Annotated in this window: 20 protein-coding genes; 5 read left to right on the forward strand and 15 right to left on the reverse strand. The window is 67.4% G+C overall.

Annotated features, from left to right (window positions below; all coding sequences use genetic code 11):
- Window positions 1–19: 19 nt before the first annotated feature.
- Complete coding sequence (locus BO1_RS07235; protein ID WP_028216991.1) at window positions 20–1,492, forward strand: NAD-dependent succinate-semialdehyde dehydrogenase; 1,473 nt, start codon at window positions 20–22, stop codon at window positions 1,490–1,492.
- A complete protein-coding gene (locus BO1_RS07240) occupies window positions 1,489–2,460 on the forward strand; it encodes a M14 family metallopeptidase (protein WP_028216992.1) in 972 nt (323 codons plus the stop codon). Before BO1_RS07235 ends, BO1_RS07240 begins: the two co-directional genes overlap by 4 nt.
- Before the next feature lie 138 nt (window positions 2,461–2,598).
- On the opposite strand, the gene BO1_RS07245 is transcribed toward BO1_RS07240, so the two are convergent.
- The 12 genes from BO1_RS07245 to BO1_RS07300 form a co-directional block, all read right to left on the reverse strand.
- Complete coding sequence (locus tag BO1_RS07245; protein WP_028216993.1) at window positions 2,599–2,943, reverse strand: hypothetical protein; 345 nt, start codon at window positions 2,941–2,943, stop codon at window positions 2,599–2,601.
- A gap of 304 nt (window positions 2,944–3,247) precedes the next feature.
- Entirely contained in the window at window positions 3,248–3,598 is a 351-nt protein-coding gene (locus BO1_RS07250) for a helix-turn-helix domain-containing protein (protein WP_028216994.1), read from the reverse strand.
- Window positions 3,599–3,600: 2 nt separating this feature from the next.
- Window positions 3,601–4,782 carry an NAD(P)/FAD-dependent oxidoreductase gene (locus BO1_RS07255; protein WP_028216995.1) on the reverse strand — a complete coding sequence of 394 codons (1,182 nt, stop codon included), beginning with the start codon at window positions 4,780–4,782 and terminating at the stop codon, window positions 3,601–3,603.
- Entirely contained in the window at window positions 4,779–6,338 is a 1,560-nt protein-coding gene (locus BO1_RS49995) for an FAD/NAD(P)-dependent oxidoreductase (protein WP_084687799.1), read from the reverse strand. The genes BO1_RS07255 and BO1_RS49995 overlap by 4 nt, the downstream gene beginning before the upstream one ends.
- A complete protein-coding gene (locus BO1_RS07265) occupies window positions 6,317–6,637 on the reverse strand; it encodes a (2Fe-2S)-binding protein (protein WP_028216996.1) in 321 nt (106 codons plus the stop codon). Before BO1_RS07265 ends, BO1_RS49995 begins: the two co-directional genes overlap by 22 nt.
- The gene (locus BO1_RS07270; RefSeq protein WP_028216997.1) at window positions 6,634–8,472 is read right to left on the reverse strand and encodes an ABC transporter ATP-binding protein; all 1,839 of its coding nucleotides are present in this window, start codon (window positions 8,470–8,472) and stop codon (window positions 6,634–6,636) included. The genes BO1_RS07265 and BO1_RS07270 overlap by 4 nt, the downstream gene beginning before the upstream one ends.
- A complete protein-coding gene (locus BO1_RS07275) occupies window positions 8,469–9,425 on the reverse strand; it encodes an ABC transporter permease (RefSeq protein WP_028216998.1) in 957 nt (318 codons plus the stop codon). Before BO1_RS07275 ends, BO1_RS07270 begins: the two co-directional genes overlap by 4 nt.
- Window positions 9,422–10,378 (reverse strand): ABC transporter permease, encoded by a 957-nt coding sequence (locus BO1_RS07280; RefSeq protein WP_028216999.1) that lies wholly within the window; start codon window positions 10,376–10,378, stop codon window positions 9,422–9,424. Before BO1_RS07280 ends, BO1_RS07275 begins: the two co-directional genes overlap by 4 nt.
- Before the next feature lie 67 nt (window positions 10,379–10,445).
- On the reverse strand, window positions 10,446–12,062 hold the full coding sequence (locus tag BO1_RS07285; protein ID WP_028217000.1) for an ABC transporter substrate-binding protein: 1,617 nt from the start codon (window positions 12,060–12,062) through the stop codon (window positions 10,446–10,448).
- Window positions 12,063–12,136: 74 nt separating this feature from the next.
- Entirely contained in the window at window positions 12,137–13,411 is a 1,275-nt protein-coding gene (locus BO1_RS07290; RefSeq protein ID WP_028217001.1) for an NAD(P)/FAD-dependent oxidoreductase, read from the reverse strand.
- A gap of 66 nt (window positions 13,412–13,477) precedes the next feature.
- A complete protein-coding gene (locus BO1_RS07295; protein WP_028217002.1) occupies window positions 13,478–14,146 on the reverse strand; it encodes a haloacid dehalogenase type II in 669 nt (222 codons plus the stop codon).
- 266 nt (window positions 14,147–14,412) lie between these two features.
- On the reverse strand, window positions 14,413–15,891 hold the full coding sequence (locus BO1_RS07300; protein WP_028217003.1) for an aldehyde dehydrogenase family protein: 1,479 nt from the start codon (window positions 15,889–15,891) through the stop codon (window positions 14,413–14,415).
- 259 nt (window positions 15,892–16,150) lie between these two features.
- Between BO1_RS07300 and BO1_RS07305 the strand changes: the two genes are divergently transcribed.
- A complete protein-coding gene (locus tag BO1_RS07305) occupies window positions 16,151–17,023 on the forward strand; it encodes a GNAT family N-acetyltransferase (protein WP_028217004.1) in 873 nt (290 codons plus the stop codon).
- Between the two features lie 182 nt (window positions 17,024–17,205).
- Here BO1_RS07305 and BO1_RS07315 read toward each other — a convergent pair whose 3' ends face one another.
- From BO1_RS07315 to BO1_RS07325, 3 genes are all read right to left on the reverse strand, one after another.
- Complete coding sequence (locus BO1_RS07315; protein WP_028217005.1) at window positions 17,206–17,976, reverse strand: alpha/beta hydrolase; 771 nt, start codon at window positions 17,974–17,976, stop codon at window positions 17,206–17,208.
- A gap of 85 nt (window positions 17,977–18,061) precedes the next feature.
- Window positions 18,062–18,631 carry a YbhB/YbcL family Raf kinase inhibitor-like protein gene (locus BO1_RS56880; protein ID WP_043284035.1) on the reverse strand — a complete coding sequence of 190 codons (570 nt, stop codon included), beginning with the start codon at window positions 18,629–18,631 and terminating at the stop codon, window positions 18,062–18,064.
- A gap of 83 nt (window positions 18,632–18,714) precedes the next feature.
- Window positions 18,715–19,068 (reverse strand): BON domain-containing protein, encoded by a 354-nt coding sequence (locus tag BO1_RS07325; RefSeq protein ID WP_043284037.1) that lies wholly within the window; start codon window positions 19,066–19,068, stop codon window positions 18,715–18,717.
- 253 nt (window positions 19,069–19,321) lie between these two features.
- Here BO1_RS07325 and BO1_RS07330 point away from each other — a divergent pair, with 253 nt between their 5' ends.
- Together BO1_RS07330 and BO1_RS50000 are read left to right on the forward strand one after the other, a co-directional pair.
- Window positions 19,322–20,431 (forward strand): porin, encoded by a 1,110-nt coding sequence (locus BO1_RS07330; RefSeq protein ID WP_028217008.1) that lies wholly within the window; start codon window positions 19,322–19,324, stop codon window positions 20,429–20,431.
- A gap of 106 nt (window positions 20,432–20,537) precedes the next feature.
- Window positions 20,538–21,377, forward strand: a complete 840-nt coding sequence (locus tag BO1_RS50000) for a GntR family transcriptional regulator (protein WP_043284039.1) — start codon at window positions 20,538–20,540, stop codon at window positions 21,375–21,377.
- Window positions 21,378–21,388: the final 11 nt, after the last annotated feature.

Here is a 21,388-nt window from a genome sequence, read left to right on the forward strand (position 1 = left end):
GCCGGAAAGGAACCGATACATGACCCCGCTTTATCAGTTATCCGAACTGATCCGCCACGACAACTTCATCGACGGACAATGGGTGGCCGCCGCGGACGGCAGGCGTTTTGCGGTCACCGATCCCGCCACGGGCGCAACGATCGCCGAGGTGCCCGACAGCGACGCCGCCGACGCGCGCGCCGCCACCGATGCCGCGGCCCGCGCGTTTCCCGCCTGGCGCGACACGCTCCCGGCCGATCGCGCCGCGGTGCTGCGCCGCTGGCATGCGCTGATCGTCGCGAACGCCGGCGAACTGGGCCGCCTGATCGCGCTCGAACAGGGCAAGCCGGTCCCCGAAGGCCGCGGCGAAGCGCTGTATGGCGCGTCCTATGTCGCGTGGTTCGCCGACGAGGCCACGCGCATCTACGGCGACCTCATCCCGCAGCAGCAACGCGGCAAACGCATGAGCGCGGTGAAGGAGCCCATCGGCATCGTCGCGGCCATCACGCCCTGGAACTTCCCGCTCGCGATGATCGCGCGCAAGATCGCGCCGGCGCTCGCGGCAGGCTGCACGGTCGTCGCCAAGCCCGCCGAGGACACGCCGCTCACCGCGCTCGCGCTCGCCCTGCTCGCGCACGAGGCGGGCGTGCCGCCCGGCGTGCTCAATCTCATCTGCGCGTCGCGCGAGCGCACGGTGCCGGCCGTCGCCGACTGGCTCGCCGACAGCCGCGTGCGCAAGATCACCTTCACGGGATCGACGCCCGTGGGCAAATATCTCGCGAAGGAATCGGCGGCCACGCTCAAGAAGCTCTCGCTCGAACTGGGCGGCAACGCGCCGTTCATCGTGTTCGACGACGCCGATCTCGATGCGGCCGTCGCGGGCCTCATGGCCGCGAAGTTCCGCAACGGCGGCCAAACCTGCGTGTGCCCCAATCGTGTGTACGTGCAGTCGGGCGTCTACGAACGTTTCGCCGACCGGCTCGCCACGCGCGTCGCCGCGCTCAAGGTCGCGCCCGCCACCGACCCCGCCGCGCAGATCGGCCCGATGATCAACGCGCGCGCGGTCGAGAAGATCGCCCGCCACGTGGACGACGCCGTGAGCCGCGGCGCCCGCGTGCTCACAGGCGGCAAGCGCTTGAGCGAGCTGGGCGCCAACTGGTACGCGCCCACCGTGCTCGCGCACGCGACTTCCGCCATGATGCTGAGTTGCGAGGAAACCTTCGGCCCCGTCGTGCCGCTCTTTCGCTTCGATGACGAAGCCGAGGTGATTCGCGCCGCCAACGACACCCCGTACGGTCTTGCCGCGTACTTCTATAGTGAGGACATGCGCCGCATCGAGCGCGTCGCGCGACTGCTCGAAGCGGGCATCGTCGGCATCAACGAGGGCGCGTTCGCGAGCGAGGCCGCGCCGTTCGGCGGTGTGAAAGAATCGGGCTACGGGCGCGAGGGCTCGAAGTACGGGCTCGACGACTACCTGTCCATCAAATACCTCTGCCAGGGAGGACTTGCATGAGCCACTATCCGATCGAAATTGCGTTTCCCGACATCGCCGTGCACGAGCGCAGCGAGACGGGCATTCCCTACGTGCATACGTTCGACTCGGGCGTAGCCGGGCCGCATGTGATGATCAACGCGCTCACACATGGCAACGAGGTATGCGGGGCCATCGTTGTCGATGCGCTGTTGCGCGCGGGGCTGCGGGCGCGGCGCGGCAAGCTCACGCTCGCGTTCGCGAACGTGGATGCGTATCGCCGCTTCGACCCGGCGCAGCCCGATGCGGCGCGCTTCGTCGATCAGGACTTCAACCGCGTGTGGACCGCGCAGGCGCTCGACGACCTTTCACGCGATTCGAGCGAACTGCGCCGCGCCCGCGCGATGCGTCGCGTGATCGACGAGGTCGACCTGCTGCTCGATCTGCACTCGATGCACGAGAAGAGCGCGCCGCTGATCGTCGCGGGGCCGCTCGCCAAGGGCGTCGAGCTGTCCACGCGGCTTGGCACGCCAGCCACCGTCATTTGCGACGAAGGCCATCCCGAAGGCCGGCGCATGCGCGACTATGAAGGGTTCGGCGAGCCGTCGAGCGAAAAGAACGCACTCCTGATCGAATGCGGGCAGCACTGGGAGGCGCGCGCCGTGACCGTGGCGCGCGACGCCACCGCGCGTTTTCTGCTGCTCTCGGGCGTGGTGGATGAAGCCGACCTGCCCGCGGGCTGGTGTCAGCCGCTGCCGCCGCAAATGTGTGTGGTGCGCGTGACCGAGCCCGTGGTGGCGAAGAGCATGGACTTCCGTTTTGCGGGCGAGTACACGGGCCTCGAAGTGTTCCCCAAGGCAGGGGCCGTGATCGGCTGGTCGGACGGCGAGCCGGTAACCACGCCCTACGACGACTGCATCCTCGTGATGCCCTCGCTGCGGCAACTGCGCCCTGGCGTGACCGTGGTGCGCCTCGGCAAGATCGAGCAGCGTCTGGACAATGCGCGCTGATCCCAATGGCGAGGCCGCTTGCGCGGCCTCGCGTTGCCCGTTTCGATGCGGTATTGCCGCATGCTCGCCCGGCCCGGCGATTACGTCTGGCGTCCGGCAAAGCGAAGCGCACGGGATGAATGGATAAAACCGTGCGGTTTATGTTCCCAGAAAAGCGGCGCTATAAAACGCTTTGGCAAATTCCAGGGCTTTGCGTTCGGAATCCGCAAAACTCTTGAAGCCCGGATTCACGCCACTCAACTTCCATCGGCTCACATCGGTGGTTCGCGATACCGTAATCTGATCGGTTTCTTTATCAATGACCACGTATACGCTATAGGACGCGGTTTCAGTTCCGGTCTCCCAGCCGCCCTTCTCCTTCGTCAGCGAAAACGTGACATGAAAGTCCACCCACTCTTCATGCTGCTGGGAAATTTCAATACTTGCGTGCGGATAATGCACCATTCTTTCATTGAACCAGCAGTACAGGTTTTCTGACTTCATTTTGCGTTTCCTGTACGCTCCCTCGAATAATTCGCCCCTGATATTGACGACGTCTTTGATATTCGCTGTCTTCACGACACACTCCTGACCAGTTGACCTCACGATTACCGGATAAGTGCAAGACGTACTGCTGCAATGCCTGAATCTGAACAGGCGCCTTGAAAGCGCTGTTGCCAGATTGCGACGGCGAGAGCCTGGAATGCGACCTTCTGTTGTCGCGCCCACAGCTTAGCGCAACTTCCATGACGGGTCATCGGCCCAAGGAGCGTGTTCAAGACGAACTGGCGCAGCGCGGCTTGCCCGCTCAAGCGGCTTCGAGCATCCGCGCCTGCTGCAGAAAGGTGCTGGGCGTGACGCCGCAAACCCGCTTGAAATGGCGCGCGAGGTGGCTCTGGTCGAAGAAGCCCACCTCGGTGGCGACCACGGCGCCCGGCACGCCCGCGAGCAACAGCGACTGCGCGCGGCGCACGCGTACGCCACACAGGTATTTGTACGGCGACAGGCCGATCTGCTGGCGAAAGACCGTCGCAAACCGGGAAACGCTGAGCGCCGACACCTCGGCCAGCTCGGCCAGGCTCAGCGACTTGTCGAAATTCGCTTCGATATACGCCAGCGCGTCGCGCAGCGTGGAAGCAGGGACATTGGCGGCACGCATGATCAAGCCTCGCTCGCCGTCGACGCGCTCACGCCCGCTTCGGGTACCGCGTGGTGCGCCATGCGCCCGAACCGCGCGATCGAGAACGGGTCGAGCGCGATCTCGGTGCGGCCCACAGCGAGCAGTTCCGCCAGCGTTTCGCCCACCCCCGGGCCAATCTGGAACCCCGAGCCGCTGAAGCCGAACGCATAGAAGAGGCCCGGCGTGGTCACGCTCGGGCCGATCACGGGCTCCGCGTCGGGCAGGTAGCCCTCCACGCCGCTCCACACGCGGATCACGTTCAGCGTGGCCAGCGCCGGCACGAAACGCCGGAACTGCGCAAGCTGCCCGACCGTGTTCGCAGGCAGCACGCTCGCCCGCCGCGTGCTCACGTCGGCGGGACCCGAGAGCCCGCCGCCGAGCACGAGATTGCCACGCGCGACTTGCCGGAAGTACACGCTCTCTTCCTTGATCGAGGTGTAGACGCCCATCGACGAGCCAAAGCGGTACGGCACGGGCTCGGTCACGGCCATCTGCGGGCCGCGCGCCACGAGCGGCACCGGTTCGCCGAACTGCGCCGACAAGGCGCCGGCCCACGCCCCCGCGCAGACGAGCAGTTGCTCCGCGCGCCAGACGGCGCCTGCCGCGCTCTCCACGCGAAAGCCGCCCGCCTCCTTCTCGACGCGCACGATCTCGGTATTCTCGACGAGGCTCGCGCCGAGCCGCGCGGCGGCGCGTCCGAACGCGGGCGCGGCGAGACGCGGGTTGGCATGGCCGTCGCGCGGCGAGATCGAGGCCGCCAGCACCTCGGGGCCGAGGAACGGCAGACGCCGGAACATCGCGGCGCCGTCGAGCACTTCGAGATCGAGTCCATACGCGCGCGCGTCGGCGGCGTAGCGATGAAAGTACTCCGCGTCGTGTGCGTGGTAGCAAACCCGCGTATGGCCCGAAGGGAGGAACTCGACGTCCTCGCCGAGCAGCGCTTGCGCGCGATACCAGACATCGAGCGCGCGATTGGACATGGCGAGCTGCGAGAGCGCGCGCCCCTGGCGGCGGACGCCGCCGAAGTTCACGCCGCTCGCCTGCTGCCCCGTCAAGCCGCGTTCGAGCAGGATCACCGAGCGTTGCCGGCGGCGCAGAAAGAACGCCGCCGAGGTCCCGACGATGCCGCCTCCTATCACGATCACATCGGCCCGGTCAGTCATTCGCTGAACTCCTGTGCGCGGCAGTTGCCCGATTGCGGCGTTTGCGTCTGCGTCTGTGGTTGCGTTGGCGCTGCTTGCGTTCGAGCGCTCGGTTCGGTCTCGCTGGCACAGCCAGGCGTTGGGTCCGTGCCGCACGCCGCGTCGGCCAGCGCCATCGTGAGCGGCTTGACCGGCGCCTGCCCGCGCAGCCTGCCTACGGCCTCGAGCGGCACGCGCGCCTCGGCGGCGATCACTTCGGCGCCGGCGTGAGCGCAGAAACGCCCCTGGCAGCGTCCCATGCCCACGCGCGAAAACGCCTTCGCACGATTGGCTTCGCACGCGCCCATCTGGCGCACGACGCGGCGCAGCTCGCCCGCCGTGATCGCCTCGCAACGGCACACGACCGCGTGGTCCGGCAACGTGGCCGCGAATTGCGCGGGCCACGGAAACGCCGTGCGCAAGCCCTGTGCGAAACGCGTGTAGCGCGCGAGCTCGCGGCGCAGCCGCGCGGCCTCGTCGCGCGCACCGGACAGCACCACACCCGCATCCCGCAGCGCCGCCAGCGCCGCGAGGCGCCCCGCGCGCTCGGCCGCATCGGCGCCGCGCACGCGCGCGCCGTCGCCGGCCAGATAGACGCCCGCCACACTGCTGCGGCCGTCCTCGTCGACCTGGGGCAGCCATTGCCGGGCGGCCTGATCGAACTCGAACGCACAGCCCGCGAGGTCGGCCAGCTGCGTCTCGGCGCGCAGGTGATAGCCGAGTGCCACGGCATCGCATTCGGCGCGGTAAGCGCTGCCGTCGGCGAGCGTCGCGCGCACGCCCGTCACGCCGTGCTCGGGCGTGCCTTCGATGGCGAGCGGCGTGACGCCGCGATGCACCGGCACGCCGGCGCGGCGCAGCACGCCCATCAGCGCGACGCCCTTGCGCAGCGTCGACGGCATCTGCAGCAGGTCCGGCAACGCGCGCACGCGCTGGCCGAAAGTGGACGTATCGAGCACCGCGCTCACGCTCGCACCGGCCTTCACGTACTGCGCGGCGACGAGATAGAGCAGCGGCCCGGTCCCCATCATGACGGTGCGCGCGCCGATGGCGCAGCCCTGCGATTTCAGCGCGACCTGCGCGCCGCCCAGGCTATAGGCGCCCGCGAAATCCCAGCCCGGCACGGGCATGAGCCGGTCGGTCGCGCCGCTGCACACGATCAGCGCATCGAAGGCGAGCTCGCGGTAGCGCGTGCCGCTGGCGAGATGCACGGCCTTCGGGCCGATGTTCCAGACCAGCGTATCGGGCAGATAGTCGATGTGCGGGCGCAGCGCATCGAAGTCGCGGTGCAGCGCCGCCGCGCGCGCAGCCTCGGTGCCGTAGAGCGTCTCGTAGCTGCGCTTGAAGCCCTCGGGCTGACGCCGGTAGATCTGTCCGCCGTCGCGCCGCCCTTCGTCGATGACGGTGGGGCGCAGCCCCGCCTGCACCAGCGCCTGCGCCGCGCGCACGCCCGCCGGCCCCGCGCCCACGACGATCACGCGCCTGTCCGCGTTCATGCTCACACTCACGCCCACATTCAGCTCTTTGCGCGCGGCCATACGCCCTCCCCGGCAAGCGCAGTGCGCGTGACGATCGACATGCCCGGCACCGCCACCGTCGTGCAGGCGCGCAGCCGCTCGCCCTGCACGGTCCACACCCAGCAGTCCTGGCAGGCGCCCATCAGGCAGAAGCCCGCGCGCCGGCTCGCGTCGAATTCCGAGTCGCGCAGCGCGTCCTGCGCCGCCAGCAGCGCGACCATCAGCGTGTCGCCCTCGGCGGCTTGCGCGACGCAGCCGTCGATCACGATCTCGAAGGTCGGGCGCCCCGCCTCCGCCACTCTCACGAAGCGCGCGCTCATGCTGCGGCCCTCGTGGTTGCCGCGCCCGCCTGCAAGCGCTCCAGCTCCGCTACGGTGTGATGGCAGAGAATCTGGGCGCCGGAAGGCAACTGCTTCAGCGCGGGCGGCGTGACGTTGCAGGCGCCGTCGATGCGCACCGGGCAGCGCGAGCGGAACGCGCACAGCTCGCGCACGTCCGCCGACGGTCCGAGCGGCGGCAACGCGGCAAGCGTGGCGGCGCGGCGCGCGTCGAGCCAGCCCGGCTGCAACGCCGGCACCGAATCGACGAGCAGTCCTGTGTAAGGGTGATGCGGCGGCGCCGCCAGCACCTCGCGCTGCCCCGCTTCCACGCACTGGCCCGCGTACAGCACGACGACGTCGTCGCATATCGCCTTCACAGTCGATATGTCGTGGCTGATGAACAGGTACGAGAGGCCCAGCTCGCGCCGCAGCTCCGCGAGCAGCTCGAGAATGGCCGCCCCCACCACCGTGTCGAGCGCCGAGGTCACTTCGTCGCAAAGAATCAGCGCAGGATCGGCGGCGAGCGCGCGGGCGAGGTTCACGCGCTGCTTCTGTCCGCCCGAGAGGCCGCCGGGCTGACGCTTCGCGAGCGCCGCGGGCAGCTTCACGAGGTCCAGCAATTCGAGCATGCGCTTTTGCGCGGCCGCGCCCCGCAGGCCGTGATAGAAGCGCATCGGGCGCGCGAGAATGTCGGCGATGGTGTGGCTCGGGTTGAGCGCCGTATCGGCGTTCTGAAACACGATCTGGATGCGGCGGTACTGCTCGGGCGTGCGCGCGCCGAGCGTGGCGGGCAGCGGCTTGCCGTCGAGCAGGACCTCGCCGCGCGCGCGGTCGTTGAGCCCGGCCACGACGCGCGCGAGCGTCGTCTTGCCCGACCCCGATTCGCCGATCACGCCCAGCGCGCCGCCGCGCGCGATGCGCAGGCTCACGTCCTCCAGCACGCGCACGGCGGGCACGCCGTGCGCATCGACGCGCCCGTAGCCCGCGTTGAGGTGGCGCACTTCGAGCAGCGGCACCCCGGCGGCCGCGCTCGCCACGGGCGGTTCGGCCTCGGGGTGGCGGCGCGCGGCCAGCAACGCGCGCGTGTAGTCATCCACGGGCGCATCGAGCACCTGGAGCGTCGTGCCGTTCTCGCGCACTTCACCACCATTCAGGACAACGATGCGATCGGCCATCTGCGCGACCACCGCAAGATCGTGCGAGACGTACACCGCGGTCGTGCCCAGCTCGCGCACCACCTTGCGAAAGGCCGCGAGCACCTCGATCTGCGTGGTCACGTCGAGCGCCGTGGTGGGCTCGTCGAACACCACCACGGCGGGGTCGGTGATCAGCGCCATCGCGGCCATCAGCCGCTGCAACTGGCCGCCCGACACCTGATGCGGATAGCGCGCGCCGATCGTCTCGGGCGAAGGCAGCGCGAGCGCACGAAACAGGCCAACCGCCTTCTCGCGCGCCGCCGCGGGCGACATCAGCCGGTGCAGCAGCGCAGGCTCGCACACCTGGTCCATGATCGTGCGCGCCGGGTTGAAGCCGGCCGCCGCGCTCTGCGCGACATAGGCGACGGTGCGCGCGCGCAGTGCGCGGCGTGCGCGCTCGTCGAGCGCGAGCACGTCGGTGCCGCCGATCTTCACGCTGCCGCCCGCAATCGTGCAGCCGTTGCGCGCATGGCCGAGCAGCGCGAGCGCGATGGTGGTCTTGCCCGAGCCCGACTCGCCGATCAGCGCGAGCACCTCGCCCTGGTTCACCGTGAAGTCGACGCCCTTGACGATCTCGACGACCGGGTCCGGCGCCGTGCCCGCGACCACGCGCAGGCCCGCCACTTCGATCATGCTCATTGTCCGCCTCCACGCTTGCCGCCGCCGTGACGGCGCAGACTGTCGATCAGCAGGTTCACGCCGACGGTGAGCGTCGCGATCGCGACGGCCGGCATCAGCACAGCGGGCGCACCTTCGGCGAGGCCGCCGATGTTCTCGCGCACGAGCGAGCCCCAGTCCGCATCCGGCGGCTGCACGCCGAGGCCGAGAAACGAGAGGCCGGAGAGCAGCAGCACGATGAACACGAAGCGCAGGCCGAAGTCGGCGAGCATCGGATGGATCATGTTCGGCAGCACTTCCACGCGGGCGATATAGAAGAGCCCTTCGCCGCGCGCCCTCGCGACCTGCACGTATTCGAGCGTCATCAGGTTGACGGCGAGCGAGCGCGAGATGCGAAACGCGCCGGGAATATAGGCGAGCGCCGCGACGGTGATGAGCATGGGCACCGAGGAGCCGAACGCCGCGATCACGACGAGTGCGAGCACCTTGCTCGGGATCGAGATGAGCGCGTCGAACAGACGGCACAGCACCTCGTCGATCCAGCGCGCCGAGACAGCCGCAAGGAGTCCGAAGAACGTACCGATGCCGCTCGCGAGCAGCGTGGCGGCGAGCGCGAGGCCCACCGTGTACTGCGTGCCGTAGAGCACGCGGCTCAGCATGTCGCGGCCGAGGAAGTCGGTGCCGAGCAGGTGCGCCGCGCTATACGAGCCGAAGATCTCCGTGGAGGTGATGGCGCCGCCCTTGTAGGGCGCCACGAGCGGCCCGATGAACGCGACGCCGAGCCAGAACACGACGATCGAGAGACCGATCAGGCCAAGCACGGAAAGACGTCCGAGTAGCTTGCGCAACGGCCCGCGCGGCGGCGTGGGCGCCGCGCACGGCGCGTCCTTGACGGGGTCGGCCACGGACCGCTCTTCGCCCTCGGCGGCAGCGTAGAGCACGGTGGTGGCGTGGGAAGTGGCGGGTCGGATCATCGTTGACGCAGCCTCGGGTTGGAAACGATTTGACAGAGGTCCGCGATCAGCACGAGCACCAGATACGCGGCGCAGAACACCATCACGCAGCCCTGCACGAGCGGCATGTCGCGGTTCGTCACGGCGTCGACCATCAGGCTCGCGAGCCCCGGATAGTTGAAGATCGACTCCACGATCACGACGCCGCCGAACAGGTACGAGAGGCTCAGCGCAACCGCATTGGCGATCGGGCCGATCGTGTTCGGCAGCACGTGGCGCAGCACGAGGCGCGCGGGGGAAGCGCCCTTCAGGCGCGCCATTTCCACATAGGGCGCGTCGAGCTGGTCGAGCACCGCCGCGCGCGTCATGCGCGCCATCTGCGCGACGATCACGCAGCACAGCGTCATGACCGGCATCGCATAGATGCGCATCAGCGTCCCGAACGAATCCACCTCCGAGAGATACGAGAGCGCGGGCAGCCAGCGCAGCTTCACCGCGAAGATCAGCACGGCCACGGTCGCGATCAGGAACTCGGGCACCGCCACGGTGGAAAGCGTGAGCACATTGAGTGCGCGGTCGACGAACGAGCCGCGGAACACGGCCGAGAAAATGCCGATGGCGAGCGCGAGCGGCACCGAAACGAGCGTGGTGAGCCCGGCCAGCACGAGCGAATTCGGCAACCGCGTGGCGATCAGCTCGCTCACCGGCAGATTGTTCGAGAGCGACATGCCGAAGTTGCCGGTCACGGCGTGCACGAGCCAATGGAGGTAGCGCGTGAGCGCGGGCTGGTCGAGGCCGAACTGATGGCGCAGCGCGGCCACCTGCTCGGGCGTGGCGGCCTGGCCCAGCGCCTGCTGCGCGGCGTCGCCCGACAGCAGGCCCGTCAAGGCAAACACGAGCGCCGAGACGAGCAGCAGCGTGAGCAGCGCGAGACCGAGCCGTGCGGCAATGAGTCGTTGCGCGTGAGCTTTCATCGGATATCGCCTCCTGATCCAAATGAAGCGAGGAATGGGCGGCCGGGCCTACGCCCGGCCGCATGCATCAGGCCTCGAGCCAGACGTTCTCGGCAAACTTGAAGCCCATGAGGCCCGCAATCGGAATCGAGCCGAGCCCCTTGAGCTTCGTGCTGTGCGCGTCGAGCGAGCTCAGGAACAGCGGAATGCCAATGCCGCCGTCGCTGTGCACGAGCACCTGCATGTCGCCGTAGATCTTCTTGCGCTTCGCGTCGTCGGGCTCGGCGCGCGCCGCCAGCAGCATCTGGTCGAACTTCGGGTCCTTCCAGTTCGCCTCGTTCCAGGGCGCATCGGACTTGAAGAACTGCGTGAAGATCACGTCGGCGCTCGGGCGCGCGTTGATGTTGCCGAAGGTCAGCGGATGCTTCATCCAGTGGTTCGACCAGTAGCCGTCCGAGGGCGTGCGCACGACCTGCAGGTTCAGCCCCGCCTGCGGCGCCACCTGCTGCAGCAGCATCGCCATTTCGACCGAGCCGTCCGCAGCCGGCGACGCATAGATCTGCAGCGGCGCGCTGCCGAGCTTCGCCTTCTGGAAATAGAACTTCGCCTTCTGCGGATCGAACGTGCGCTCGGGCAGGCCGGCGAAGTAGTACTTGTTGGTCGGATCGATCGGCTGGTCGTTGCCGATCTCGCCATAGCCGAGGAACACGGCGCTGCGGATCTGCTCGCGATCGAACAGGTGCATCATGCCGCGGCGGAAATCGGCGTTGCCCGTCACGCCGCCTTCGTCGCGCATGATGAGGTCGGTGTACTGGCCCGTCTTCGTCTCCTTCACGGCGAAGCCCGGCGTGCCCTTGATGCGCGAGGTCGAGCGCGGGCTCACCTGGTTGATGAGCTGCACGTCGCCCGAGAGCAGCGCATTCACGCGCGCCGACTCGTCGCCGATGCCCACGAGCTCGATTTCGTCGAGATGCGGCAGGCCCGGCTTCCAGTAGCGTTCGTTGCGCACGACGAGCGTGCGCACACCCGGCGAGAAGTCCTTGAGCTTGAACGGCCCGGTGCCGATCGCCGTTTTGAAATCGTTCGTGCCGTCCTTGACGATCATGAAATGCGAATCGGCCAGGATCACGGGCAGGTCCGCGTTCGCGCCCGCGAGCGTGATCGTCACTTCGTTCGGGCCCGTGGCCTTGATGTCCTTGAACTGGTCGGCGAGCGTTTTCGCCTTCGAGCCCACGGCGGGGTCCTTGTGGCGCATCAGCGAGTAGACCACGTCGGCCGGCGCGAGCGTCTTGCCGTCGTGGAACTGCACGCCGTTGCGCAGCTTCACGACCCACACCGTCGCGTCCTTCGTCTCGAGCGACTGCGCCAGCGCCATCTGCGCGCCAAGGTGCGCGTCGTACTCGGTCAGGCCGTTGTACAGCATGTTCGCGCGCACATAGTCGGTGGACACCGAGCCCTTCGCGGGATCGAGCGTGTCGGACGCCGAAGACGACTGCGTGGCCGCGCGGATCTTGCCGCCCTGCTTCGGCTTCTCCTGCGCGAAAGCCGCGCCGCTCGCGCTGAGCAGGCCCGCACCCGTCATCGACATCATGCCGCCCGCCACCATCGCGCGCAGCAGATCGCGGCGCGTGGCGCCGCGCCGGGTCAGCTCTTCGAGCCGCACGCCGGGGTGGACGAGGTCTTCGGGCGATCGATCGATGCTCATGATGCTTCTCCGCATGGGATAAGTGGGGGGCCGCGCCTCTGTGCGTCGAGGCCGTGTCGTTATCTATTTGAGCTTCAGTAAAAAACGTCTTTGAGCTGGTAATACGCGCCGACGAGCGGCAAGAACCACGGCTTGCCCGTGTGTCCGGGAATGGCGGGCCACGCGAAATTGCGCCACGGGTTGGCCTGCGCGTTGCCGCTCATCACGTCGGCCATCGCCTGGCCCATGTGCGTCGCCATCTGCGTGCCGTGGCCGCTGTAGCCCATCGAGTACCACACGCCGTCGTGCTCGCCGGCGCGCGGCAGGCGGTCGGCCGTGATGTCGACGAGCCCGCCCCAGCAGTAGTCGATGCGCGCCAGCGCCAGGCCCGGAAACAGCTGCGCGAGATTGCCCCGCAGGATGCGGCAGCTCTTCGCGTCGGAGGGCTGCTCCGAGGCCGTGAAGCGCGCCCGGCCGCCGAACAGCAGGCGCGAGTCGGGCGTCACGCGAAAGTAGTTGTGCATGAGCCGGCTCGTCGTGTACGAACGGCGCTGCGGCAAGAGACGCGCGAGCGTTTCCTCAGGCAGCGGCTCGGTCACGATGATGAACGAGCCCACCGGCGCGAGCCGCCGCCGGTACCACGCGAACGGGCCATGGCGCGACGGCCCCGTGGCGATCAACACCTGTTGCGCGCGCAACGTTCCGCGCGCCGACTCCACGCGGTACGCGCCGCCCTCCTTCGCGATCGACGTCACCGCGGCATGCTCGTAGAGCCTCGCGCCGCGCCGCGCCCCCGCTTTCGCGAGCCCCACGGCGAAGCGGCCCATGTGCATCTGTCCGCCGTGCCGCTGCAGCAGGCCGCCGAAAAAACTCTCCGAGTCCACTTCGCTGCGGATGCGGTCCCGGCCGATGATTTCGATATCCTGATCGACCTCGCGGTAAATCAGCTCGGCCGTGCGTTCGAGATGTTCGAGGTGATGCGGCTTCGCGGCGAGCTTGAGCTTGCCGCTCGCCCGGTAGTCGCAGTCGATGCCTTCCTCGCGGATCAAGCGCTCGACCGTGTCGACGGCCGCCGCATAGGCGCGGTAGCAGTCCTGCGCGCGCTCGACGCCCAACTGTGCGCGCAGCGCCGCGTAGTCCTGCGCCACGCCCGTGTTGCACTGGCCGCCGTTGCGACCGGACGCGCCGCCGCCCATGCGGCCCGCGTCCAGCACCGCGACGCTGGCCCCGCGGCGGCCGAACGCCAGCGCCGCGGAGAGCCCCGTGAAGCCGCCGCCGATCACGGCCACGTCGTAGCGCCCCTCCACCGGCCCCTCGCTTGCAGGGAGACCGGGTGGTGCGGTATCGAGCCAGTAGGAATCGAGCTTCATCGGGTGGCCTCGGGGCTGGGCGAGTCGGGCAATTCAGGTGGTGAGGTGGGCCTGCGCCCTTCGTGCTTACAAGCCAAGCTGCGTCGCAAGATCGCCGATCGTCTCCACTTCGTAGTACTCATAGTAGGGCGTGCCCGGCTCGTGGCCGCGCTTGACGAAGGCCTTGTGCTTGATGCCCAGGTCGTGCGCGGTCATGAGGTCGTAGCGCAGGCTCGACGAAACGTGCAGCACGTCGCCCGGATTGCAGTTCAGCTGGTCGAACATGTATTCGAAGCCCTGCATGCGCGGCTTGTACGACTGCGCCTGCTGCGCCGTGAACACGCGGTGGAACGGCGCGCCGAGCTTGTCGACGTTGCTCTGGATCTGGTCGTCCGAGGCGTTCGAGAGAATCACGAGCTTGTACTTCTTCGCGAGGCGCGAGAGGCCCTCGGGCACGTCCGGGTGCGGGCCCCAGGTGGGCACCGCAAGGTAGAACTGCTCGGCTTCCGACTCGATGAACTCGACGTTCATGCGCTTGCAGGTGCGGCGCACGGCGCTCACGATCACGTCGCGATACGGCTTCCATGCGCCGAGCACCTCGTCGCGGCGGTAGGCCGCGAAGAACGCGACAAACTTTTCGAGGTCCGCACCCTTGAGGCGCTCGCCGTACATTTCGCGCGCCATGTCGGCCATGCGGAATTTCGTCAGCGTGCCGTAGCAGTCGAACGTGATGTACTTCGGCTCGAAATCGATCATGATGGCAATCCTTTCGTATGACGAACCCGCTAGCGGGCTCAGTGGCGGTTACAGGAAATGCGTCCCTGAGGAAAATTTAAACAGCGCAAAATTTGCAAATGTCATCGATTCGATGGGCGCGAACGGTACAAACCACTCGTTTGAAGGGGCCGCCACAGCAGATTCTGCGGTGGTGCGCCCGGGCGCCCTTCAACGTCCCGGCGACGCCCCGGCAGGCTTCGCGCTACGCACGACCGTGCGCCTGCCGGGGCACGCCACGCGCATCGTCAGATGCGCGTATCGATCAGCACGCTCTTGAAGCGCAAGTGCGCTTCATAACCCTGCCGGCCGAGGTCCTTGCCGATACCCGAGCGCTTGTAGCCGCCCGTCGGGATCATGAAATCGCTCGTGCGTCCATAGCGATTGACCCATACCGTGCCGGACTCCAGTGCGCGCACGAAACGCAGCGCGCGGCCCAGGTCGGCGGTGTGCACGCCGGCGGCGAGTCCGTAGTCGGGATGCGAGGCCAGCGCAAGCGCCTCCTCCTCCGTCTCGAAGGTCTGCACCGTGAGCACCGGGCCGAAGATTTCGGCGCGCACGGCCTCGGTCTCCGACGTCACGCCGGTGAGGATGGTGGGCTGATAGAACGCGCCGGGCACGCTCGCGTCGGCACGCCGGCCGCCGCAATACGCGCGCGCGCCTTCGGCCACGCTGCGCTCGACGATCGACTCGATGCGCGCGGCCTGCGCCTCGGAAATGATGGGCGGCAGCGTGGTGCCCGGCGCCCACGTTGCGCCCGCGCGCAACGCCGTGAAAGCTTGTGCGATGCGCGAGACCAGGTCGTCGGCGATGGTGCGCTCGACGAGCAGCCGTGAGCCGGCCACGCAGACCTGGCCCGCGTTCCCCGTGATGGCGCCCGCGATACGGCGCGCCACCTCGTCGAGCCTGGGCGCATCGGCGAAAACGATTTGCGGGCTCTTGCCGCCCAGCTCGAGCGTGACGGGCTTCGTGCCGCTTTGCGCGCACGCGGCCATGATCGCGGCGCCCGCGCGCGTCGAGCCCGTGAACGTGACCTTGGCGACACGCGGATGCCGCACGAGCGCATCGCCCGTGTTCGCGCCATCGCCCTGCACGACATTGAAGATGCCGGGCGGGATGCCCGCTTCGATCGCGAGCTCGGCCAGACGCAGCACCGAAAACGGCGTCATCTCCGAGGGCTTGAGCACCACGGCGTTGCCGGCCGCGAGCGCCGGGGCGATCTTCCACGACGCCATCACGAGCGGGAAATTCCACGGTGCAATGGCGCCGACCACGCCATACGGCTCGGCGATCGTCATGCCCAGATGGTCGTGGTCGGTGGCCGCCACCTCGCCGCCGACCTTGTCGGCGAACTCGGCGTAAAAGCGGATGCCTTCCGCCGTGAAGGGCACGTCCCATGCCGAGACATCGCGCACGGGCCGCGTCGAGCCGAGCGCTTCGAGCGGAGCGAGCGTGGCCGTGTCGGCGGCGATCAGATCGGCGAAGCGGCGCAGGATGCGGGCGCGCTCGCGTGGCGCGATGCGCGCCCAGCCACTCTCGCGAAACGCATGCGATGCGTTCTCGACGGCACGGTCGACCATCTGCGCGTGCGCCACCGGCACCGAGGCGTACGCCACGCCGTCCGACGGCCGCGCCACGTCGAGGTGCGATGCGCCCTCGTCCACCAGCGAGCCGCCGATGAAATGGCCGCTCTTGACAACGACTGCGCCGGGATCGAACTGGTCCATGGATGGCATTCCTCGAATGGTCTCGATGGAATACATCGTAGGGCCACCCCCGCCGCATATTTCGCCGACAAAATTGCCCAATCAGCAGATTCGACGCGTTATGGGCCGCCAGACCGCGCGTTTTGCATTGCACCAGCGGCGCACGCACGGCGAGCGCGGCCCGCACGGTGCGCGGGCGCAAAACAGGAAGATCGTCCTAGTCAGCCAGAACGGCCAATGCGATAGTCACGGTACGCGTATACAGAATGAGGAGGCCGGCGTGTCCGACCCAACTCCAGGCAGCGACATCACCTTGCGGGCCTATACAACCGACGACCTGAGCGCCGCCCATGCGCTATCTGCGGCCGTGCGCTGGCGCCACCGTCCTGAAGACTGGCGCTTCGCCGCGCGTATCGGCGACGGGATCGTTGCCGTGGACGAAAGCGGCGCCATTGTCGGCACCGCGTTCGCGTGGGCCTTCGGCCCCAACGCGGCCACGCTCGGCATGCTGATCGTGAAGCCCAGCCATCAGCGCTGCGGCATCGGCCGGGCCATGATCGAGCACTGGATGCAGGCACTGGATTCGCGCACGCTGCTGCTCCATGCAAGCGATGCGGGCTTGCCGCTCGTCGAGCGGCTCGGCTTCACGCGCACCGGGCGCATCCATCAGCACCAGGGCGCGGCGTTCCAGCCGCCGCTCGTCTCGCTGCCGGCGGGCGAGCGGCTGCGCCCGATCGGCGCGAGCGACCGGCCGCGCCTGATCGAGCTGGCCACGCGCGCAAGCGGCCTCGATCGCTCGGACATGCTGCCGAAACTGCTGGAGACCGCGAGCGGCATCGCGCTCGACCGCGACGGCACGCTCATCGGCTTCGCGCTGTTTCGCCGCTTCGGCGACGGCCACGTGATCGGCCCCGTGATCGCCCCGGACTCGCCCGACGCGTGCCGCGCGAAGGCGCTGATCAGCCATTGGCTCGCGTCCAACGCCGGCATGTTCGTGCGCATCGACACGCCGGTCGATCTCGGTCTGTCCGACTGGATCGAAAGCGTGGGGCTGCCGCTCGTGGACACCATCGAGAAGACGGAGCGCGGCGCCCCGCTACCCGTGGATACGGAATTCAAACAGTTCGCGATCACGAGCCAGGCGGTGTGGTGATGATTGGCGGGACCCGCCAGGCGCTGTGCTCACGCCAGCTTGATTGCCATGGCGCCCAGCAGAATGACCATCGCGGCAAAAGGACAGCCGGGCTCATGCCGCGCCTTGAGAACGAACATCGAGACGACCCCGGCAAAGAGAACGGGCAGCCGCAACTCCTTGACGAGGCGCCGAGCGTTTCGTCATTCCTTGCCGGACTGCGTCGCGGCCTGCTCGATCAGCTTCGCCACGTCGGCCGGATGCGACATATAGGCCACGTGGCTCGAGTCGATCTCGACCGTCTTGCTGCCCGCGCGCTGGGTCATGAAGCGCTCCAGGTCGGGATTGATCGCGCGATCGGCCGTTGCGACGACCGCCCAGCTCGGCTTCGTCCTCCACGCGGCATGCGTGATTGGCATACCGAACGATTGCGCGGCGGGCGTCACCTGCGAGATGGCCATGAAGCGGGTCTCGGCCGCGGGCAAGTCGGCGGCGAAATCCTCGTGGAAATCGGCTGGATCGATATACAGATGGCCGTCGGCGGTCGCCTTGATGGCCTTGGTTGCGGGCGGCATCTTTCTGGTCAGCTCGAGTGGGCTTTCTCCCGTGTCCGGCTGGAACGCGGCCACGTAGACGAGCCCTGCAACCTTGTTGTCGTTGCCGGCCTCGGTCACCACCGCGCCGCCGTAGCTGTGGCCGACGAGGATGCTCGGGCCGTCCTGCGCATCGATCACGCGGGTGGTGGCCTGCACGTCGTCGCCGAACGAGGTTTCAGGCTCCTGCACGACGGAGACCTTGTAGCCGTCGCGCGTGAGGATCTTCGACACGGCCTGCCAGCCCGAGCCGTCGGCAAAATAGCCGTGTACGAGGACGATGTTCTTCACGGGCGCGGCCACGGCTGCGTGTGTGCCGAGGGCTGTGACAAAAAAGGCGACTGCGGCGGCGGCACGGCTTATCTGCGTGGGGATCTTCATTTTCATGCTCCTCAGGGTGGGTAGTGCGAAAGCATCGTCCTGTGTCTACGGCGCTTCGTGCCGAAGCGGTCGACGGCCGCTGCGTTCAGGTCCGCTCGAAATAACCACACAGGCGGCCGCGCGCGATGATCTTCCCGTCGAGCGCCGGCACCATCTCCTCGCGCTTTGCACCCGGCCGAATACCGGAAGGCTGAGCCAGCGCGTAGAGTTGAAACAGGTAACGATGCGGACCATGCGCCACCAACGCGCGGGGACCGCTATAGCCGGGCCTGCGGAACGTGGAGAGCCCGTAGGTGATGCCAGGCGCGCCCCCTTCTGCCGACAGCGCCCCTTCGCCCAGCCCGCCGGGGACGGGCTGCGGGATCGACGCGATCAAATGGACGAATGGGCGGCGCAGAGGCGCATCGGGGTCTTCCATCACCATGACCAGTTCGGCCGCATGAGCGGGTACGCCGCTCCATGAAAAGGCAGGCGACACGTTATCCCCAACGCCTTTCCCCGCAAATCTGCGGGGAATCGGCATGCCGTCTTCGAACGCCGGGCTCGCCAGCCGAAGCGAGGCTTCACCGGGAGACGGCGGCAACTCGTTCCATAGAAGATGTCGGTCACCTGCGCGCCGACCGCGCAATAGCTTGCCAATGATGTGGGAGATCATTATTCGTCACTCACGTCAGCGTCTGAACCTGACCGACACGGGGTCGTGCCGTCCCAAACGATAAAGCCGGACTGAATGCCATCTCAGCCGTCGATACTGCGCACCCGCAGGTCGTTTTTCACCGACGTAACGCCTTCAACACCGCTCGCTACCCGGCCAGCCAGATCGACCTGCTGGGCATCCGGCACGGACCCTTGAAGCGTCACGAAGCCGCTGCGCGCACGAACCGTGACATTGGTGATGTCGAGGCCTTTGGCCTTCGCGAGTACGCGGCGCACCTTCTTTTGCAGCGCGCGGTCGGCTGCCTTGACGGTCTTCGCACTGGCCGGGGCTTCCGGCACATTCGCAGCGACGGTCCCGTCCTGCGCGAACGCGCCCAGCGTTGCCGACAACAACAAAGAGATGCAGGCGGCCTTCGCAACGGCAAGTGGCTTCATTGGCGTCTCCTTTCATACAATGTTGTAATGTCATTATATCAACTAAACCGCATTTGCCAACACCGTCCGCAGCATTCCCTGGTGCTTCTGGCAGTCTCCGCGTAAACCCCGCTGATTATGTCATGTTGTCATGGTAATAATACAACTAGAGGCAGGATTCCGCGGTGTCGCTGGGTGGGTTAGCCGTCGGCCAGCGACTTCCGGATCGATTCATTCTTTCAGATTAATTCGTATAACTAATCAGGAGGCAGGAATGAGAATCCGTGTGGTGAAGTCCAGTTTGCAGACGATTGCAACAGCAGTGATGCTGGCTTCGGCCAACGTCGGCTGGGCGCAGAGCAGCGTCACGTTGTATGGAACGGTCGATGGCGGATTGCTGTATCTGAACAAAACCGGGAGCGAGGCCAATCAGCGCAACAACGGCAGCCTCTTCGGCTTTACCAGCAGCGGGCTGTCGCCCAGTATATTCGGGCTGCTGGGGCACGAGGACCTGGGCGGCGGCTACAAGGCCAACTTCAATCTCGTGAGCGGGATCAGCGTCGCCAATGGCGGATTCGACAACACGAATGGCAACCTCTTTGGCCGGCAGGCGTGGGTGTCGATATCCAGCCCGTACGGCGAGGCCGCGTTCGGCCTGCAATACTCGCCCTTCGAGGTCGCCTTGTTCGAATCCGACCCGCGCAGTTTTTCCCAGTTCGGAAGCTCGATCGTCGTCTATGCGGACAATGTGGGCACCGGCACTTTCGTGTCGAATGCCATTTCCTGGTCCAGTCCGACGGTTGCCGGATTCACCGCCCGGGCGCTGGTCGCGCTCGGTGGCGTGGCCGGCGATTTCCGCGCCGGCTTTCAGTATTCCGGCAGCCTCAAGTATCAGTTCGGCGGACTCATGCTGAACGCGGCCATCCTGGACGAATCGCAAAGCGACGACAAGGCGCTGAACCTTTCCGCCTTCACGATGCCGGTCGTAGCGAAGACGTTCGGCGCGGCGTACAACTTCTCCAGCGTCACCGTGAAGGCATCGTTCACGACCTACGACGCCCCGCGTCTGCTCGTGGGCGGCGCCCGCTTTGGCGGCGCCAACCATGTCTACAACGCGGGGCTGAACTGGCACGCGCTCCCTCAACTCGACGTCGACGCCGGCGCCTGGTACATTCGTGATCCGCACGAATCCGCCAATCACGCGATCACGTCCACGCTGGGAACGACCTACTACCTCTCCAAAAACACCAGCCTCTACGCCCAGTTCGGCGTAACCGACAATCACGGCAACGAAAGCATCGGACTCACGGTCGAAGACGGCGGCCTCGTTGGCGCCAAGGGCACGACGGTGGGTTTGAACACCGGCATCAAGCACACGTTCTGAGGCGCGCGAGAGAGGCAGTCCCGGTGGCAGACGTTTTCTTGTAATATCTACATGACGCCTGCGCCGGTGTGCGGCGCACCCCAGACCAACCCCCGCTCCTTTCCCGATGCCCACTACCGACCAGGCCCTCCCTCGTGCACGCGGCACGCCGCTCCATCGGCAGATGTTTCTCGTCTTGCGCGAGCGGATCATTGCTGGCGAGTATCCGGCCGGCAGCCTGATCCCCAAGGAAGAAGACCTCTGCACGATGTTCGGCGTCTCGCGCATCACCGTGCGCCGCACGCTGGCCGACCTCGAAGCGCAAGGCTTCGTGCAGCGCCGCCAGGGGCTTGGGACTTTCGTGCCCGCGGATCTGCCGGTGCCGCGCCAGGCCGCCACGCTCGGCTATGTCGACGCCCTGCACAAGACGGCGCTGGAAACCCGCGTCGAAGTCATCGGCGTCAAGCTCGAAGCCGTCCCCGCCCTCGTCGCCGCGCAATTGCAGCTCGAGCCGCAGGCGCAGGCCATCCACGCAGTCCGTCTGCGCAAAAGCGGCAACACGGTGTTGATGGTGTCCGACGCGTGGGTGCCCGAGCGCTACAGCAAGTGGGTCACAGCCGCCAGCCTGAAGAAGCAGGCACTCTACGAGATTCTGATGAGCCAGGGGGTGGCCTTCGGCCGGGTGATCCAGGAAGTCACGGCTGTCTCAGCCACGCCCACGCTGGCGCAGTGGCTCGACGTGGAGGTCGGCATGCCGCTCATGCGCGTCACGCGGATCGTCTACGACACCGACCAGACGCCGGTCCAGCATCTGACGATTACCGTGTCGCCCGAGCGCAGCCGCATCGTGACCGACATGCAGGCCGACGCCATGAATACGCTGCGCACCGGCCAGATCGTGCACGATGTCGCGCATGGCAATGCCAGGCCGGCTGCCAGCGGCAGCCGACGGCGCGGCGCGGGCTGAGCCAGGGCGCA

Source organism: Paraburkholderia oxyphila NBRC 105797, from assembly GCF_000685075.1.
GTDB classification, from domain to species: Bacteria; Pseudomonadota; Gammaproteobacteria; order Burkholderiales; family Burkholderiaceae; genus Paraburkholderia; species Paraburkholderia oxyphila.